The following is a 15,476-nucleotide window of genomic DNA, read 5'->3' as shown; positions in this document are numbered from 1 at the left end:
TCTCCTTTTCCCCCTTCCCGACCATGAAGATCGTCGAAGTGCGCCACCCGCTGGTGCAGCACAAGATCGGCCTGATGCGCAACGCCGCGCTCAGCACCAAGGATTTCCGCGAACTGGCCAACGAGCTGGGCACGCTGCTGGCCTACGAGGCCACCGCCGACCTCGAGACCGAGCCGCACACCCTCCCCGGCTGGGCCGGCCCGGTCACCGTACAGCGCATTGCCGGGGCCAAGATCACCGTGGTGCCGATCCTGCGCGCCGGCCTGGGCATGCTTAGCGGCGTGCTGTCGCTGATCCCGGCCGCCCGCGTCAGCGTGGTCGGACTGCAGCGCGATGAGGAAACCCTGCAGCCGGTGCCCTACTTCGAGCGCCTGACCGGTCGCCTGGAAGAACGCGATGCGCTGATCCTGGATCCGATGCTGGCTACCGGCGGCACCCTGATCGCCACCATCGACATGCTCAAGCGTGCCGGTGCCCGCCGCATCAAGGGCATCTTCTTGGTCGCGGCGCCGGAAGGCATCGAGGCGGTCAAGGCCGTGCACCCGGACGTGGAGATCTACACTGCGGCCATCGATGCCCAGCTCAACGACAAGGGCTACATCCTGCCCGGCCTGGGCGATGCCGGTGATCGCATCTTCGGTACCCGCGTCGGCTGAATGCCAGCGGGGTCAGAGCCCTTTCGTGCCGAAAGGGTTCTGACCTCAACAGCGCGGCGCGTCGCGGCCGCGTTGCGATTCTTCACGTGCTCTTGGCGCCGGGAAGCGAATGCTCCGCGCACCCGCCACCCTTGGAGCTCTCGATGAAAGCCTCTTTCCTGCTGGCCGCCGTCCTGCTGGTCGGCCTCCCTTTGGCTGCCAATGCCACCACTCCGCAGCAGCAACGCATGGCCGACTGCTCGGCCAAGAACAAGGGGCTCAAGGGCGACGCCTACAAGACCGCGCAGAGCTCCTGCCTCAGCGGCCACGCTACCGACAGCAAGGCCGCGACCACACCGCAGGAACGCATGCGCAAGTGCAACGCCGATGCGGGCACGAAGAAGCTGGCCGGTGATGCACGCAAGACCTTCATGAGCAGCTGCCTGAAGGCGTCGTAGCGGCTGACTCCTGCTGTAGAGCCGAAGGCAGCGGCAGGAGCCGCTGCCAACGTCGCTCGCGACGACCCGCAGGGTGTCGGTCAGGACGACCGGCATAGCTCATGCTCGGCTCTACATTTACCCCAGGGCGCGCGCCTTCAGCTCGCCCTGCTCGTGCAGGGTCACGAAACGACCCTTGTCATCGCGGCCCAGCTGCGCCAGCGCCACCTGCGGGTCGTGGGTGAAGAACAGATGCACATTGCGCGCCAGCTTGTCTTCGAGGAACTGCCGTTTCTCGTCGATCAGCAACTCGGCATTGCGGTCGTAGCCCATGGTGATCGGCACGTGCACCCACGAGCGGCCCGGGATCAGATCGGCACAGAAAACTACGCCGCCCTTCGGTGATTCATCGGCACGCGCGTGGCCGACAATTTCGGCCAGCATCAGCCCCGGCGTGTGGCCATCGCTGTAGCTGAAACGCACAGTGCGCCCCAACGCCTTCGAATATTCGCCGTCCACCACTTCCAGACGGCCACTGGCCTGCAGCAGGCCCGGCAGTTCCGGAATGAAGCTGGCACGGTCGCGCGGGTGCGGCTGCAGTGCACGCTGCCAGTGCTGCGCACCGACCACGTAGGTCGCGTTGGGGAACAGCAGCTCCGGCTCACGCCCTTCGCTCCAGGCCGCGAGCAGGCCTCCGGCGTGATCGAAGTGCAGGTGACTGAGCACCACCACGTCGATATCCTCGTGCTCGAAACCGGCTTCGCGCAGCGAATCGATCAGCACGTGCTGGCTTTCCTGCACGCCGTAGCGTTCGCGCATGCGTGGATCGAAGAAGGCACCAATACCGGTTTCAAACAGCACCGTCTTGCCTTCCAGAGGGCTGGCAAGCAGCGCACGGCAGGCCAGCTCGATGCGATTGAGCTCGTCCGGTGCCGCCCATTTTTCCCACAACGCGCGCGGCGCGTTACCAAACATCGCACCGCCATCAAGGCGCTGCGAGTTTCCACGAATCGACCAGAGTTTCATGCGCCAATTATCGGCGTCGGCTCGTTAAATAATCGCTAGATTGGAAACGGAAAACCCCGCCGGTTGGCGGGGTCTCCAGGCTCTCCGTACGCCGGGCATGGCCCGGCGCTACCGGAGCATCAATGCGCCGGTACAACCTGGGCACTGCCCACCGGGTTGCGCGGGTCGCTGCCACCGAACAGTTTGTTCGCTTTGCGGTCCCATTCCACGGTCTGCAGGTTGCCCCAGACGTGGCTGGAACCGCGGCCGCCGGCGGCGACATCGCCCGGCAGGTCGATCTTGTGGCCCATCGCCTGCAACTGCTTCACCGTGCCGGCGTCGAACGCATCGTTCTCGGCTTCGATCAGGTCCGGCAGCCACTGGTGGTGGTAGCGCGGCAGCGCGGCGACCTGCTGCGCGTCCAGGCCTGCGTCGTAGCCGAGGATGCCCAGCAGCACCATGGTGATGATGCGGCTGCCGCCCGGCGTGCCCAGTACCACCACCTTGTCGGCATTCTCCATGAAGGTCGGCGTCATCGAGCTGAGCATGCGCTTGCCCGGCTTCGGCGCATTGGCCTCATAGCCCATCACGCCGAACGCGTTGGGCGTACCCGGCTTGAGCGCGAAGTCGTCCATCTCGTTGTTCAGCAGCACGCCGGTGCCCTTCGGAATCAGGCCCGAGCCGTACAGCAGGTTGACGGTCTGGGTGGCGCCAACCCGGTTGCCGTCGCGGTCGATGATCGAGAAATGGGTGGTCTCGTCGTCCTCCAGCGGGGTCGGGTTGCCCGACAGCAGGTCGCTGGGCGTGGCCTTCTCCGGATGGATGGTGGCGCGCAGGCCCTGCGCGTAATCCTTGCTGGTCAGCACCTTCTGCGGGATCTGCACGAAGTCCGGATCGCCGAGGAAGAAGGTGCGGTCACGGTAGGCACGGCGCATCGCTTCCACCACCAGGTGGGTGCGGTGGGCCTCATCCATCGACTTCAGGTCCCAGCCTTCCAGGATCTGCAGCATCGACGCGAGCGCGATGCCGCCGGAAGACGGCGGCGACGCCGTGGTGATCTTCCAGTCGCGGTAGTTGAAGACGATCGGCTCGCGCAGCTTCACGCGGTAGCCCGACAGCTCCTCGGCGGTCCACTTGCCACCGGCTTGTTTCACGCCGGCCAGCAGCAGCTTGCCGGTCTGGCCCTTGTAGAAGCCATCGAAGCCGTCAGCGGCGAGGCGTTCCAGGGTCTGCGCCAGCTCCGGCTGCTGGAACAGGTCGCCGGTGGCGATCGGCTTGCCGTTGCGCAGGTAAACCTCGCGCGTGCCGGGGTAGCGTTCCATCACTTCACGGCGCGAGGCATAGCCCTTGGCCATGCGGTCGTACACCGGGAAGCCTTCGCGGGCGATGCGGATCGCCGGTTGCAGCGAGGCCGACAGCGGCAGCTTGCCGTGCCTGGCCGAGAGCTCGACCAGCGCCGCCGGCAGGCCTGGGATGCCAGCCGACCACGGCCCGTTGACCGAGCGGTCACGGTCGAGGTCGCCCTTCTTGTCCAGGTAGGCCTGCGGGGTCGCAGCGGCCGGCGCGGTCTCGCGCGCGTCCAGCATCACATCCTTGCCGGTGGCCGCATCATGCAGCAGGAAGAAGCCGCCGCCGCCCAGGCCCGAGCTGATCGGCTCGACCACCGCCAGCGTGGACGACACCGCCACTGCGGCGTCGAAGGCGTTGCCGCCCTGCGCCAGGATGTCGATGCCGGCCTGGGTGGCCAGTCGGTGGCCACTGGCGATGGCCGCACCATCGGGGCGCTCGGCCCGGACCGGGCTGTCGGCCCAGGCGATCGGGCTCAGCAGCAGGCCAAGCAGCAACAAGGGGCGGACGATCAGCGTCTTCATTCGGATGGGGGCTCCGCGTAGAGTTCGGGGTGATCGTGCTGCAGCTGGCGCAGCTTGGCCAGCAGCTGGTCTTCCGTTTCCACGATCTCCGGGTCCGGGTCGATGCACTCGACCGGGCAGACGACCACGCACTGTGGCTCGTCGAAATGACCCACGCATTCGGTGCAGCGCGCAGGGTCGATCACGTAGATGGTTTCACCCATCGCAATGGCCTGGTTCGGGCAGGCCGGCTCGCATACGTCGCAGTTGACGCAGAGCTCGTTGATTTTCAGCGACACGGCGATACTCCTCGCCCGCGCCCTGGGACAAAGGACCGGCCAACGCGGGCGCGCGGGCCGGTCAGGTCATCAGCGGCGCCCTTGCAGGACGCCGCCCGGGCCATGCCGGAGCATGGCCGCCATGGCTCGGTATTACTTGGCTTCGACGAAAATGTACTCGGCACCGGTCGGCTGGATGGCAGCCTGCACGCGGGCATTGTCGGCCGACTGGCCGATGAAGACGACGCGCACGCCCTTCATCGAATCCGGCGACACGTCCTTGAAGACAGCCTGGATCATGTCAGCCATCTTGCCCGAGGCCGACGAACCGAAGGCCAGCATGTTGCCCGGCTGCACGCCACGGGCCACGGCCTGGGTCGCGCTTTCGGTCTGGCGCTCGTACTTGGCCTGGAAGTCCGGATCCGATTCCGGGGAGAGGTAGTACAGGAACGGGCTGTTGGTGATGTTGCCCATGTTCTGGATCGCCACTTCCTGCAGGTACTTCTTCCAGCCTGCATCGTCATCCTTGGCCGGAGCGACCAGGGCCTGCTTGGCCTCGTCGACCGGAGCGGCCTCTTCCTTCTTGCAGGCGGTGAAGGCCAGGGCCAACGAAGCGATCAGCATCGCGCGCATGGTGGTGTTCATGGGTTTCCTCCCGGAATGGTGCGTGGTGTTGTACGTAAAGGGGGTGCGGGTACAGCGGGGCCTTACGACTGCGCCGACTTCGCTTCGCGGACCTTGCGCAGGGCTTCCAGCACCGCGGCCGGCACGAAACCGGACACGTCGCCGCCCAGGCGCGCGATCTCGCGGACCAGCGATGACGAAATGAAGCTGTGCTGCTCGGCCGGGGTCAGGAACAGGGTCTCGACCTCCGGAATCAGGTGGCGGTTCATGCTCGCCATCTGGAATTCGTACTCGAAGTCGGACACCGCGCGCAGCCCGCGCAGCAGCACACCGCCCTGCACCGAACGTACAAAATGGGCCAGCAGCGTATCGAAGCCGATGACCTCGACGTTGCTGTGGTGGCCCAGGGCGCCACGCGCCAGCTGTACGCGCTGCTCCAGCGGCAGTGCCGGTCCCTTCGAGGGGCTCTGCGCCACGCCCACCACGACCTTTTCAAACAGCGGTGCGGCCCGGCTCACCAGGTCGATATGACCATTGGTGATGGGGTCGAACGTGCCGGGATAGACGGCGATGCGGCGGTTGGCCACGGTCATGGGCGGTTGCAGATGTTCAGATGAGGTCAAAGTGTAGCAGTGGCGCGGCGGTACAGGGCAAAGCGCACCTCACGGGTACTGCCCTCGCGGTGCAGCAGCCATTCCGGCGGCAGCGCCGGCACGTGGCCGGCCGGCGACTCCAGGTACAGCCAGGCATCGGTGGTCAGGTGCCGGGGCAGCTGGGCCAGTACGTCCTGCCACAGGCCATCGGCGAACGGCGGGTCGATGAAGACCAGGTCGGCCTGCTGCGCGGGCGCGCCCTGCAGCCAGCGCACGGCGTCGGCCTGCACGACCGTGATCTGGTCGGTGGCCTGCAGCTTGGCCACAGCGGCGGTCAGATTGCGCCCCAGCTGCGCGTCGCGCTCGACCAGGGTGGCGTGCGCGGCACCGCGCGAGACCGCCTCCAGGCCCAGCGCGCCACTGCCGGCGAACAGATCGAGCACCCGCGCACCGCCCAACCTGGGCATCAACCAGTTGAAAAGGGTCTCGCGCACGCGGTCGCTGCTGGGCCGCAGCCCCGGCAGGGTCGGCACCGGCAGGCGGGTATTGCGCCAGCGACCGCCGATGATGCGGACCTGGCCGTCATTGCCACCGCGGCCGCTCACCGGCGCCCCCGGCGGGAGGTATTCGAGAATTTCAGCATGAGCAGGATTGTAGTTCGGCCGGGCTGCGCCCGGCACCCGCAGAGGCCGAAGCAACGGCCGAAGCAACAACCAGAGCAACGGCAAAAGCTGGTTTCCTGTGGGTAGGCGGGGTGGGTCAGGCTGTGGGGGACGCCGTAAACCCGTCCATGGGGGCTTGGCCGCGGCATCCATGCCGCGGCCAAGCCCCCACAACCTGACCCACCCCGCCTTCGACAGTTTTCTGCGATCTGTCGGAACGTCTCTTGGGGTCAGATCCGTTTTCCGTAGGAAAACGGATCTGACCCCATTTGATGTATCGATATCTGACAGATGTGTCGACCAAGGTCGACACCTACCAACAGCCGCGTGAACCTGTCAGAGGCAGGGCACTGTGGGTTCGCGGGGTGTGAGCCGCATGGATGCGGCGACCAAGGCTACATGGACGTACTTGCGCCGTCCCCGCGAACCCACAGTGCCGCGCCATCCCACGGAATGCCGCTCTGGCTCTGGCTTTGGCAGTTGCAGTTGCAGTTGCACTGAGCGGGTGCCGGGCGCAGCCCGGCCGACCAACCCCTTGATTTCGGGACAATCAGCCATACCCCTTGGCGAGGCCGCACGCGCTGGCGCGGCATTGCACACGGAGCCTTATCGATGACCGAGACCACCCAGACCGAAACCCTTGGCTTCCAGACCGAAGTCAAGCAGCTGCTGCAGCTGATGATCCACTCGCTGTACTCCAACAAGGAGATCTTCCTGCGCGAGCTGGTCTCCAACGCCGCCGACGCCGCCGACAAGCTGCGCTTCGAGGCCCTGACCCAGCCCGCCCTGCTGGAAGGCGACAGCGAACTGCGCGTGCGCGTCAGCTTCGACCCCGCCGCCCACACCATCACCATCGAAGACAACGGCATCGGCATGAGCCGCGCCGAAGCCATTGCCCACCTCGGCACCATCGCCAAGTCCGGCACCGGCGATTTCCTGCGCCAGCTGTCCGGCGACCAGAAGAAGGATTCGCAGCTGATCGGCCAGTTCGGCGTCGGCTTCTACAGCGCCTTCATTGTCGCCGACGAAGTCGAAGTGACCTCGCGCCGCGCCGGCCTGGCTGCAGGCGAAGGTGTGCGCTGGACCTCCCGCGGTGAAGGCGATTTCGACGTTGCCACCGTCGACAAGGCCGAGCGCGGCACCCGCATCGTGCTGCACCTGAAGGACGGCGAGCACGATTTCGCAGACGGTTGGCGCCTGCGCAGCATCCTCAAGAAGTACTCGGACCATATCGGCCTGCCAATCCAGATGCCGAAGGAAGACAGCGAAGAAGGCGCGGCCGTCGAGTGGGAGACCGTCAACCGCGCCAGCGCGCTGTGGACCCGTCCGCGTACTGAAATCAGCGACGCCGAGTACACCGAGTTCTACAAGCACGTGGCGCACGACCACAGCGACCCGCTGGCGTGGAGCCACAACAAGGTCGAAGGCAAGCTCGAGTACACCTCGCTGCTGTACGTGCCGGGCCGCGCGCCGTTCGACCTGTATCACCGCGATGCACCCAAGGGCCTGAAGCTGTATGTGCAGCGCGTGTTCGTGATGGACCAGGCCGAGCAGTTCCTGCCGCTGTACCTGCGCTTCATCAAGGGCGTGGTTGATTCCAATGATCTGTCGCTGAACGTTTCGCGCGAGATCCTGCAGTCCGGCCCGGTCATCGATTCGATGAAGGCCGCGCTGACCAAGCGCTCGCTGGACATGCTGGACAAGCTGGCCGCCGACAAGCCGGAGCAGTACGCCACGTTCTGGAAGGAATTCGGCCAGGTGCTGAAGGAAGGCCCGGCCGAGGACTACAACAACCGCGAGAAGGTGGCCGGCCTGCTGCGCTTCGCTTCCACCCGTGGCGAGGGCGATGCGCAGACCGTCTCGTTGGCCGACTACATCGGCCGAATGGCCGAAGGCCAGGACAAGATCTATTACCTGACCGGCGAGAGCTACAGTCAAGTGCGCAACAGCCCGCACCTGGAAGTGTTCCGCAAGAAGGGTGTGGAAGTGCTGCTGCTGACCGACCGCATCGACGAGTGGCTGATGGGCTACCTGACCGATTTCGACGGCAAGGGCTTCGTCGACATCGCGCGTGGCGACCTCGACCTGGGTGCGCTGGAAAGCGAAGCCGACAAGCAGGAGCAGGAAGCGGCAGCAAAGGACAAACAGGGCCTCGTCGAGCGCCTGAAGACGGTGCTGGGCGATGACGTGGCCGAAGTGCGCGTCTCGCACCGCCTGACCGATTCGCCGGCGGTGCTGGCCATCGGCGAACAGGACCTGGGCCTGCAGATGCGCCAGATCCTGGAAGCCAGCGGGCAGAAGGTGCCGGACAGCAAGCCGGTACTGGAAATCAATCCAGGTCATCCGCTGATCGCCAAGCTGGATGCGGAAGCCGATGGCGCACGCTTCGACGACCTGGGCCGGGTGCTGTTCGACCAGGCTGCGCTGGCCGCCGGCGACAGCCTGAAGGATCCGGGTGCCTACGTGGCACGCCTGAACAAGCTGCTGCTGGAGTTGTCGGCCTGATCGAGGCGGTGGTCGCCGGGCATGGCCCGGCGCTGCTCTGGTAGATGCCAACCTTGGTTGGCACTTTTGCCCGGGTAGGCGGCAACCTTGGTTGACGCTCGAAAAGCGTGCCAACCAAGGTTGGCACCTACCAGGGCGGGTCGGGCGTGCCAACCAAGGTTGGCACCCACCAGGGGCGGCGGTTGGCGCCGACCGAGGGGGTTCAGGCTTCGCGATCCAGCAGCGAGCCCAGCATCTGGTCCTGGCGGCGGATCACCGTGGCATTGGCGGCGAAGGCCACCACTTCGGCTTTCGCTGCCAGCAGATCTCCCAGCGGTGCGGCGGCATCGACGCCGGCAGGGGTCACCGAGGCCTGCACCCCGCCCTGCTCCACCGCACTACGCTTCAGCTGCAGGCGCTGGGCATCGGGAGTCGCCAGGTTGGCCACGTTGTGCGCGGCTACCTGCACGCCCTGCTGGGCCACGCGCATTCCGCTGAGGGCGATTCCCATCACATTGTTCATTGCGGCCTCCGGGCCGCCCTGCGCAGCCCTCCGGACCGGTTAACGGCCGATGGGCCGCGACCTTGAGTCCACATCGGCCCGACAGGCCCGAGTGGTAGCATATCCCTCTGATTTCAGCGCCTTTTGCCAATGCTCAGTTTTTTCCGCCGCAAGAAGCCCCAGGATGCCCCCGCAACGGAGGCACCCAAGACCCAGCACTACTCGGCTGAAGAGCTGGCCGCGGCGTTCCCGTCGACCGCGCCCGTCGAGGACAAGGAACCGGCGCCGGCAGCTGCGCCAACTGCACCTGCCCCCGTCGAGCCGCCCCCGGCAGCGGTCGCACCGGCAACCGTCGAGCCCTCCCCGGTGGCTCCAGCGCCGGTGGTCCCGGCAGTCCCGGCTCCCACCGCTCCGAGCCCGACTGCGCAGATCGACGTCGCCCCTGTTGCGACCCCGGCCATCGAGCCGGTGCCTGCGCCGCTGCCGGAGCCCACGCCTGCGCCGACCCCGGCACCAATCGCCGACGATCTGCCTGCCGCAGCCTCTGTCGACGCCGTGCCGGCCACGGCCGGCAAGCCCGGCTGGCGCGAACGCCTGCGCAACAGTGTCATCGCGCGCAGCTTCGGCGGCCTGTTCTCGCGCAATCCCAAGCTCGACGACGACCTGCTGGACGAGCTGGAAACCGCACTGATCACTGCCGACGTCGGCGTCGGCGCCACCACCGATCTGGTGGAGGGCCTGCGCAAGCGCATGAAGGCGCGTGAATTCGTCGATGCCAACGCTTTGCTGGCCGCGCTGCGTGCCGAACTGATCGCGATCCTGCAGCCGGTGGCCAAGCCGCTGGTGATCGACCGCACTGCCAAGCCCTTCGTGGTGCTGACCGTCGGCGTCAACGGCGTCGGCAAGACCACCACCATTGGCAAGCTGGCCAAGCGCTTCAAGGACGAAGGCCACAGCCTGATGCTTGCCGCCGGTGACACCTTCCGCGCGGCTGCAGTGGCCCAGCTGCAGGCCTGGGGCGAGCGCAACGGCGTGGCCGTGGTCGCGCAGGGTCAGAACGCCGACGCCGCTTCGGTGGCATTCGACGCGCTGCAGGCCGGCAAGGCCCGCGGCACTTCGGTGCTGATCGCCGACACCGCCGGCCGCCTGCATACCCAGTCCGGCCTGATGAATGAGCTGGGCAAGATCCGCCGCGTGCTCGGCAAGATTGATCCCACTGCACCGCACGAAGTGCTGATGGTGATCGACGGTACCACCGGCCAGAACGCGCTGTCGCAGCTGCGCCAGTTCAACGCCGCCGTGAACGTTACCGGCCTGGTGGTGACCAAGCTGGACGGCACCGCCAAGGGCGGTGTGGTGTTCGCGCTGGCCCGCGAGTTCGGCATTCCGATCCGTTTTGCCGGCATCGGCGAGCGCCCGGAAGACCTGCGCGTGTTCGATCCGGAAGCCTTCGTCGACGCCCTGCTGCCTGAGGCGCTGGGCGCCTGATACACCGTGCAGCCACGCATCGCGTGGCTCTACTGAAACCGGTAGAGCCACCCCATGGGTGGCTGCCCACCTCCGGAACGCCGATGCCACGCCAGCCGCACGCCAGCGCCGAGATGGTCAAAAGAGACAGCTTCGTTGCCCGCCTGCTGCACTGGTTCGACGACCACGGCCGCCACGACCTTCCCTGGCAGCACCCGCGCAGCCCCTATCGGGTCTGGCTGTCGGAAATCATGCTGCAGCAGACCCAGGTGACCACGGTCATCCCGTACTTCCACCGGTTCCTGCAACACTTCCCGTCCCTGCCTGACCTCGCCGCGGCCAGCAACGATGCGGTCATGGCGCAGTGGGCTGGGCTGGGTTACTACGCCCGCGCGCGCAACCTGCATGCCGCGGCCAAGCGCTGCGTGGAACTGCACGACGGTGATCTGCCGCGTGATTTCGACGCGCTGCACGCGCTGCCCGGCATAGGCCGCAGTACCGCCGGCGCGATCCTCAGCCAGGCCTGGAACGATCCGTTCGCGATCCTCGACGGCAACGTCAAGCGCGTGCTCTGCCGCTACCACGGCATCGACGGCTTCCCGGGCCTGCCTGCGATCGAGAAGCAGCTATGGGCCATTGCCGAGGCGCATGTGGCACAGGTGCCGGATGGGCGCATGGCCGACTACACACAGGCGCAGATGGACCTGGGTGCAACGGTCTGCAGCCGCGCCAAGCCGGCGTGCGTGATCTGCCCGCTGCAGGATGACTGCGTGGCACGCCGCGAAGGCCGCACCGCTGAACTACCCACGCCCAAGCCCAGCAAGACCCTGCCCGAGCGCGAGGCCGTTGCGCTACTGCTGCGCGACGCCCAGCAGCGCGTGCTGCTGCAGAAGCGGCCGGATACCGGCATCTGGGCGCAGCTGTGGACGCTGCCACAGGCCGAGGCCGGCAGCGTGCTCCAGGACTGGTTCGACCTGCACGTCGACGGCTCGCTGGAAGAGGCCGAAGAGCTGCCAGTGCTGCAGCACACCTTCAGTCACTACAAGCTGCATCTGCAGGTACTGTCGCGGCAGGTGCACGGCCTGCGCGTGGAAGAACCGACGCTGCGCTGGGTGGCCGCCGACGAGCTGCCCGCGCTGGGCCTGCCGGCACCGATCCGCAAACTACTCGACGGTGCCACGACCAAGGCACCGAAACGAAAATCCACGAAACCCCGCAACCACGAGTGAGTGCCATGCCCCGAACCGTCTTCTGCCAGTACGAACAACGCGATGCCGAGGGCCTGGACTTCGTGCCCTACCCCGGTGAGCTGGGCCAGCGCATCTTCAACAACATCGGCAAGCAGGCCTGGGCCGCATGGCTGGCGCACCAGACCATGCTGATCAACGAAAACCGCCTGTCGCCGCGCACGCCGGAGCATCGCGCTTTTCTCGAAGGCGAACTGGTCAAGTTCCTGTTCGAGAAAGACGCGGAAAAGCCGGCAGGCTTCACCCCGGAAGCCTGACACACAGGTAGTGCCGGGCGCTGGCCGGCAACCTGGCATCTTCGCGATGCCGGCCAGCGGCCGGCACTACCACGCTATTTCGTGCTTTCCTCGCGCTCCTGCACCTGCGCCTGGCGCAGCTCCTGCTCGGAGGCACGCAGCGCCTTTACGTCCAGCTTGCGGATGCTGTCGATGAAGCACGGCATGCGCGGGCCGCCGGTCGGGTCGCGCACCAGCACTTTGTCGAAACGCGCCGAAACACGGTTCATCTGGCTGGTCAGGCCGATGGCGGTGGCATACGGCAGGTCCTGGCAGGGACCCCTCAGTTCCAGCAGATAGGCTTCGCTGGGACGCGTCCACACTGCCAGCGCGCTGTCACCCAGTTCGGTCCAGCCATTGAGGCTGCCGAAGAACTGCATGTCGTTCTGCGGCGCGCCGGCATGGGCACGGTACAGGTCGAGCTTTTCGGCAGTGCTGAGCCGGCCGGTGGTCGCGCAGGCGGCCAGCGCCAGGCAGAGGCCGGCCATCAGGATCGGGGTCTTCATGGCGATCTCCTCGGGGAACTGTCGCCATCATGCGCCTGCGCAGACAACGCCGGCGCGAAAGCCAGTACCCCATTCAGCAGCCGGTCGGCGGTCGACCAAAGCAGGCCCAAGGCTCCGGATTCCGGCAGTCGCCAACCTTGGTTGGCGCTTGCCCTGCAGGAGCGGCCGACCAAGGTCGGCTTCTACCAAAGCGGGCCCAACGCCTCAGACGTCGGCGTGGGCCAGCGCGTGCAGGCGCCCTTCGCGCAGCTCCAGCACCCGGTCCAGGCGGCGCGCCAGGCTGCGGTCGTGGGTCACCAGCACCAGGCTGGTATGCCGCGCCCGGTTGAGCTCCAGCATCAGCTCGAACACGGTGGCGGCGGTACGGTCATCGAGATTGCCAGTCGGCTCGTCGCCGAGCACGCAGGCCGGGTGGTTGACCAGCGCTCGCGCCACCGCCGCGCGCTGGCGCTCACCGCCGGACAGTTCGCCCGGCTTGTGGTCCAGACGATGGCCAAGGCCGACCGCCTCCAGCAGGGTCGTTGCACGACTGCTCGCTTCGGCCACCGCGGTGCCGGCCAGCAGCACCGGCATCATCACGTTTTCCAACGCGGTGAATTCCGGCAGCAGGTGGTGGAACTGGTAGACGAAGCCCAGTGCCTGGTTGCGCAGCAGGCCACGCGCGGTATCAGACAGCGCCGACATGCGCTGGCCGGTCACGTACACCTCACCGGCGGTCGGAGTATCCAGCCCACCAAGCAGGTGCAGCAGCGTGCTCTTGCCGGCGCCGGAGGCACCGATGATCGCCACCGTCTCGCCAGCGGTCACGGTCAGGCCCAGGCCATCGAACACCGGGGTCTGCATGCGTCCCTCGGCATAGGTTTTGCCCAATGCCTCGGCGCGGATCACTTCATCGCCGCGGTTGAAGACCTTATTCATAACGCAGGGCCTCCGCCGGCTGGGTGCGTGCTGCCCGCCAGGCGGGATACAGGGTGGCCAGGAAGCTCATCAGCAGCGCGACCACGGTGATCGCCACCACGTCGCCGGTCTGCATGTCGGTCGGCAGGCCGGTGATGTAGTAGACATCCTCCGGCATCAGCTTGACGTTGAACACGCTCTCGATGGCGCCGAGGATGCGTTCCAGATTGAGGGTCAGGGTGATGCCGCCGATCAGGCCGGCCAGGGTGCCGAAGATGCCGATCAGCGAACCCTGAACCATGAACACCTGCATCACCCCGCCCGGGGTCAGGCCGAGCGTGCGCAGGATGGCGATGTCGGCCTGCTTGTCGGTGACCAGCATCACCTGCGAGGACACCAGGTTGAACGCGCCCATGGCGATGATCAACGACAGCAGGATGCCCATCACCACCTTCTCCATGCGCAGCGAGTGGTAGAGGTTGGCGTTCTGCTGGGTCCAGTCGCTCACGCGGTAGGCGCCGCCAAGGTTCTGTGCCAGGTCCACGCCCACTTCCAGCGAGCGGTCCATGTCGTGCAGTTTCAGCCGCACGCCGGTAGCACCATCGGAACGCAGCACGCGCTCCAGGTCCTTCATGTTGGCGAAGCCGACGCCGCGGTCGACCTCGTTGTAGCCGGCCTCGAAAATGCCGCTCACGGTAAAGCGTTTCATCCGTGGCACAGCACCGGCAGGCGTGCCCTGCACTTCGGCGAAGGTCACCAGTACCTGGTCGCCGACGTCCACGCCCAGCCAGATCGCCAGTTCCTTGCCCAGCAGCAGGTTGAAGCTACCTGGCTTGAGGCTGTCGTAGCTGCCCTTGGTGACCTTCTTGTCGATCACCGACACCTTCGGCTCCAGCGCCGGGTCGATGCCCTGGATGATCGCGCCCTGCACGCGCGGGCCGCTGATCATCGACTGGATCTCGATGTAAGGCGCGGCACCGGCCACGCGCGGGTCCTTGCGGGCCACGTCGACCACACGCATCCAGTCCGGCATCGGCTCGCCGTCGCGGCTGATGGTGGTGTGCGCGGTCATCTGCAGCAGGCGGCTGCGGATTTCCTTCTGGAAACCGCTCATCACCGCCAGGGTGGTGATCAGCACGGTGACGCCGAGCGCAATGCCCAGGATCGATGCCATCGAGATGAAGGAGATGAAGCCGTTGCGGCGCTTGGCGCGCAGGTAGCGCAGGCCGATCGCCACGGGAATGGGTTTGAACATGCAGGCACGCCAGTCAATTCAGCTTATGGTGCCATCGTACGGGGCCTACGGGAAACGGCACGTGCGGCCACGGCCAGTCGCAGTTCACGTCGCTGCCCGGGATCGAGCACATCGGGCCAGAACAACAGGCGCCGCCGGCGCCGATCCTCACGCCACAGCAACAGCAGCCAAGGCCCACGCACGACCAGCCGTGGTGCATCGACGCCCTGCCCTGCCACCTGCAGCGGGTCGGGCGGTACTGGCAGAAGCACCTGCACGCGTGGCCTGCGCTGGCGCCAGGCCAGCTCCGCCAGCCCCATCAGCCAAGCCAGCAGCACAGCCGGCATCAGCAGGCGCGGCGGCAACTCCGTCGCGCGCAGGAGCCAGGGCGCGGCCAGCAGCACCGCCAACTGGACAGCGGCCTGCAGCCGCGATGGCCGCCACTCAAGGCTTGAGGGCGAGGATCTTCTGCATGAGGGGGATCGCGTGCGCATGCGGGCAGGCCTCATAGCCCATGAACCAGCGCCACAACTTATCGTCCTCGCAGTCGAGCAGGAACAGGAAAACCTCGCGCTCTTCGGTCGGCGCAGTGCTCCACTCGTGGTCCAGGTAACGGCCGAACAGCTGGTCCAGCTCACGCATGCCGCGGCGGCAGCGCCAGCGCAGCTTCTTCAGCAGAACATCTTCTTCCATCGTGTTTCTCCAGATACAGCAAAGCCACGCATGGCGTGGCTCTACTGGGGTGGCACAGCCACGCGTGGCGTGGCTCTACCGGGTACG

Annotated in this window: 18 protein-coding genes; 6 read left to right on the top strand and 12 right to left on the bottom strand. The window is 66.6% G+C overall.

Going from position 1 to position 15,476, the window contains the following annotated elements; translation table 11 throughout:
* The first annotated feature begins 23 nt into the window (after window positions 1-23).
* Window positions 24-656 carry a uracil phosphoribosyltransferase gene (upp, locus tag AC07M7_RS16965; RefSeq protein WP_004153184.1) on the top strand — a complete coding sequence of 211 codons (633 nt, stop codon included), beginning with the start codon at window positions 24-26 and terminating at the stop codon, window positions 654-656.
* Window positions 657-799: 143 nt separating this feature from the next.
* Window positions 800-1,093: a PsiF family protein gene (locus AC07M7_RS16960; protein ID WP_004153183.1), complete on the top strand. Its 294-nt coding sequence runs from the start codon at window positions 800-802 to the stop codon at window positions 1,091-1,093.
* A gap of 117 nt (window positions 1,094-1,210) precedes the next feature.
* On the opposite strand, the gene AC07M7_RS16955 is transcribed toward AC07M7_RS16960, so the two are convergent.
* From AC07M7_RS16955 to rsmD, 6 genes are all read right to left on the bottom strand, one after another.
* Complete coding sequence (locus tag AC07M7_RS16955) at window positions 1,211-2,098, bottom strand: MBL fold metallo-hydrolase (protein WP_004153182.1); 888 nt, start codon at window positions 2,096-2,098, stop codon at window positions 1,211-1,213.
* 119 nt (window positions 2,099-2,217) lie between these two features.
* A complete protein-coding gene (gene ggt, locus AC07M7_RS16950; RefSeq protein WP_428710369.1) occupies window positions 2,218-3,948 on the bottom strand; it encodes a gamma-glutamyltransferase in 1,731 nt (576 codons plus the stop codon).
* The gene (locus tag AC07M7_RS16945; RefSeq protein WP_004153175.1) at window positions 3,945-4,226 is read right to left on the bottom strand and encodes a YfhL family 4Fe-4S dicluster ferredoxin; all 282 of its coding nucleotides are present in this window, start codon (window positions 4,224-4,226) and stop codon (window positions 3,945-3,947) included. Before AC07M7_RS16945 ends, ggt begins: the two co-directional genes overlap by 4 nt.
* Before the next feature lie 132 nt (window positions 4,227-4,358).
* The gene (locus AC07M7_RS16940; RefSeq protein ID WP_005409092.1) at window positions 4,359-4,850 is read right to left on the bottom strand and encodes a hypothetical protein; all 492 of its coding nucleotides are present in this window, start codon (window positions 4,848-4,850) and stop codon (window positions 4,359-4,361) included.
* Window positions 4,851-4,912: 62 nt separating this feature from the next.
* Complete coding sequence (gene coaD / locus AC07M7_RS16935; protein ID WP_008267036.1) at window positions 4,913-5,422, bottom strand: pantetheine-phosphate adenylyltransferase; 510 nt, start codon at window positions 5,420-5,422, stop codon at window positions 4,913-4,915.
* 26 nt (window positions 5,423-5,448) lie between these two features.
* On the bottom strand, window positions 5,449-6,057 hold the full coding sequence (gene rsmD, locus AC07M7_RS16930; protein WP_482998677.1) for a 16S rRNA (guanine(966)-N(2))-methyltransferase RsmD: 609 nt from the start codon (window positions 6,055-6,057) through the stop codon (window positions 5,449-5,451).
* A gap of 639 nt (window positions 6,058-6,696) precedes the next feature.
* Between rsmD and htpG the strand changes: the two genes are divergently transcribed.
* The gene (gene htpG, locus AC07M7_RS16925; protein ID WP_495207892.1) at window positions 6,697-8,589 is read left to right on the top strand and encodes a molecular chaperone HtpG; all 1,893 of its coding nucleotides are present in this window, start codon (window positions 6,697-6,699) and stop codon (window positions 8,587-8,589) included.
* A 202-nt stretch (window positions 8,590-8,791) separates the two neighbouring features.
* Here the strand turns inward: htpG and AC07M7_RS16920 are convergent, their stop codons facing one another.
* A complete protein-coding gene (locus AC07M7_RS16920) occupies window positions 8,792-9,091 on the bottom strand; it encodes a hypothetical protein (RefSeq protein WP_136638815.1) in 300 nt (99 codons plus the stop codon).
* A 129-nt stretch (window positions 9,092-9,220) separates the two neighbouring features.
* Here AC07M7_RS16920 and ftsY point away from each other — a divergent pair, with 129 nt between their 5' ends.
* The 3 genes from ftsY to AC07M7_RS16905 all read left to right on the top strand — a co-directional run bounded on the left by ftsY (window position 9,221) and on the right by AC07M7_RS16905 (window position 12,041).
* Window positions 9,221-10,558: a signal recognition particle-docking protein FtsY gene (ftsY, locus tag AC07M7_RS16915; RefSeq protein WP_295377962.1), complete on the top strand. Its 1,338-nt coding sequence runs from the start codon at window positions 9,221-9,223 to the stop codon at window positions 10,556-10,558.
* 83 nt (window positions 10,559-10,641) lie between these two features.
* Window positions 10,642-11,766 (top strand): A/G-specific adenine glycosylase, encoded by a 1,125-nt coding sequence (mutY, locus tag AC07M7_RS16910; protein WP_428710376.1) that lies wholly within the window; start codon window positions 10,642-10,644, stop codon window positions 11,764-11,766.
* A 5-nt stretch (window positions 11,767-11,771) separates the two neighbouring features.
* Complete coding sequence (locus AC07M7_RS16905) at window positions 11,772-12,041, top strand: oxidative damage protection protein (protein WP_014036808.1); 270 nt, start codon at window positions 11,772-11,774, stop codon at window positions 12,039-12,041.
* 74 nt (window positions 12,042-12,115) lie between these two features.
* On the opposite strand, the gene AC07M7_RS16900 is transcribed toward AC07M7_RS16905, so the two are convergent.
* From AC07M7_RS16900 to AC07M7_RS16880, 5 genes are all read right to left on the bottom strand, one after another.
* A complete protein-coding gene (locus tag AC07M7_RS16900; RefSeq protein WP_295377967.1) occupies window positions 12,116-12,565 on the bottom strand; it encodes a DUF6491 family protein in 450 nt (149 codons plus the stop codon).
* A gap of 204 nt (window positions 12,566-12,769) precedes the next feature.
* Entirely contained in the window at window positions 12,770-13,483 is a 714-nt protein-coding gene (gene lolD / locus AC07M7_RS16895) for a lipoprotein-releasing ABC transporter ATP-binding protein LolD (RefSeq protein WP_004153158.1), read from the bottom strand.
* Window positions 13,476-14,717 carry a lipoprotein-releasing ABC transporter permease subunit gene (locus tag AC07M7_RS16890; protein WP_046987012.1) on the bottom strand — a complete coding sequence of 414 codons (1,242 nt, stop codon included), beginning with the start codon at window positions 14,715-14,717 and terminating at the stop codon, window positions 13,476-13,478. The genes lolD and AC07M7_RS16890 overlap by 8 nt, the downstream gene beginning before the upstream one ends.
* A 23-nt stretch (window positions 14,718-14,740) precedes the next feature.
* Entirely contained in the window at window positions 14,741-15,190 is a 450-nt protein-coding gene (locus tag AC07M7_RS16885) for a hypothetical protein (RefSeq protein ID WP_337301907.1), read from the bottom strand.
* Window positions 15,141-15,389 (bottom strand): FAD assembly factor SdhE, encoded by a 249-nt coding sequence (locus AC07M7_RS16880; protein ID WP_005409080.1) that lies wholly within the window; start codon window positions 15,387-15,389, stop codon window positions 15,141-15,143. The genes AC07M7_RS16885 and AC07M7_RS16880 overlap by 50 nt, the downstream gene beginning before the upstream one ends.
* Between the last annotated feature and the right edge of the window lie 87 nt (window positions 15,390-15,476).

The sequence above is a fragment of the Stenotrophomonas sp. GW821-FHT09E08 genome (assembly GCF_059416125.1).
The sequence above is the reverse complement of the archived record's forward strand: the minus strand, read 5'-3'. Positions and strand labels throughout refer to the sequence as shown.

Bases quoted from the DNA above. Each gene is read 5' to 3' on its own strand.
- upp (WP_004153184.1), top strand. From the start codon at position 24: ATGAAGATCGTCGAAGTGCGCCACCCGCTGGTGCAGCACAAGATCGGC.
- AC07M7_RS16960 (WP_004153183.1), top strand. From the start codon at position 800: ATGAAAGCCTCTTTCCTGCTGGCCGCCGTCCTGCTGGTCGGCCTCCCT.
- AC07M7_RS16955 (WP_004153182.1), bottom strand. From the start codon at position 2,098: ATGAAACTCTGGTCGATTCGTGGAAACTCGCAGCGCCTTGATGGCGGT.
- ggt (WP_428710369.1), bottom strand. From the start codon at position 3,948: ATGAAGACGCTGATCGTCCGCCCCTTGTTGCTGCTTGGCCTGCTGCTG.
- AC07M7_RS16940 (WP_005409092.1), bottom strand. From the start codon at position 4,850: ATGAACACCACCATGCGCGCGATGCTGATCGCTTCGTTGGCCCTGGCC.
- coaD (WP_008267036.1), bottom strand. From the start codon at position 5,422: ATGACCGTGGCCAACCGCCGCATCGCCGTCTATCCCGGCACGTTCGAC.
- htpG (WP_495207892.1), top strand. From the start codon at position 6,697: ATGACCGAGACCACCCAGACCGAAACCCTTGGCTTCCAGACCGAAGTC.
- AC07M7_RS16920 (WP_136638815.1), bottom strand. From the start codon at position 9,091: ATGAACAATGTGATGGGAATCGCCCTCAGCGGAATGCGCGTGGCCCAG.
- ftsY (WP_295377962.1), top strand. From the start codon at position 9,221: ATGCTCAGTTTTTTCCGCCGCAAGAAGCCCCAGGATGCCCCCGCAACG.
- mutY (WP_428710376.1), top strand. From the start codon at position 10,642: ATGCCACGCCAGCCGCACGCCAGCGCCGAGATGGTCAAAAGAGACAGC.
- AC07M7_RS16905 (WP_014036808.1), top strand. From the start codon at position 11,772: ATGCCCCGAACCGTCTTCTGCCAGTACGAACAACGCGATGCCGAGGGC.
- AC07M7_RS16900 (WP_295377967.1), bottom strand. From the start codon at position 12,565: ATGAAGACCCCGATCCTGATGGCCGGCCTCTGCCTGGCGCTGGCCGCC.
- lolD (WP_004153158.1), bottom strand. From the start codon at position 13,483: ATGAATAAGGTCTTCAACCGCGGCGATGAAGTGATCCGCGCCGAGGCA.
- AC07M7_RS16890 (WP_046987012.1), bottom strand. From the start codon at position 14,717: ATGTTCAAACCCATTCCCGTGGCGATCGGCCTGCGCTACCTGCGCGCC.
- AC07M7_RS16885 (WP_337301907.1), bottom strand. From the start codon at position 15,190: ATGCGCACGCGATCCCCCTCATGCAGAAGATCCTCGCCCTCAAGCCTT.
- AC07M7_RS16880 (WP_005409080.1), bottom strand. From the start codon at position 15,389: ATGGAAGAAGATGTTCTGCTGAAGAAGCTGCGCTGGCGCTGCCGCCGC.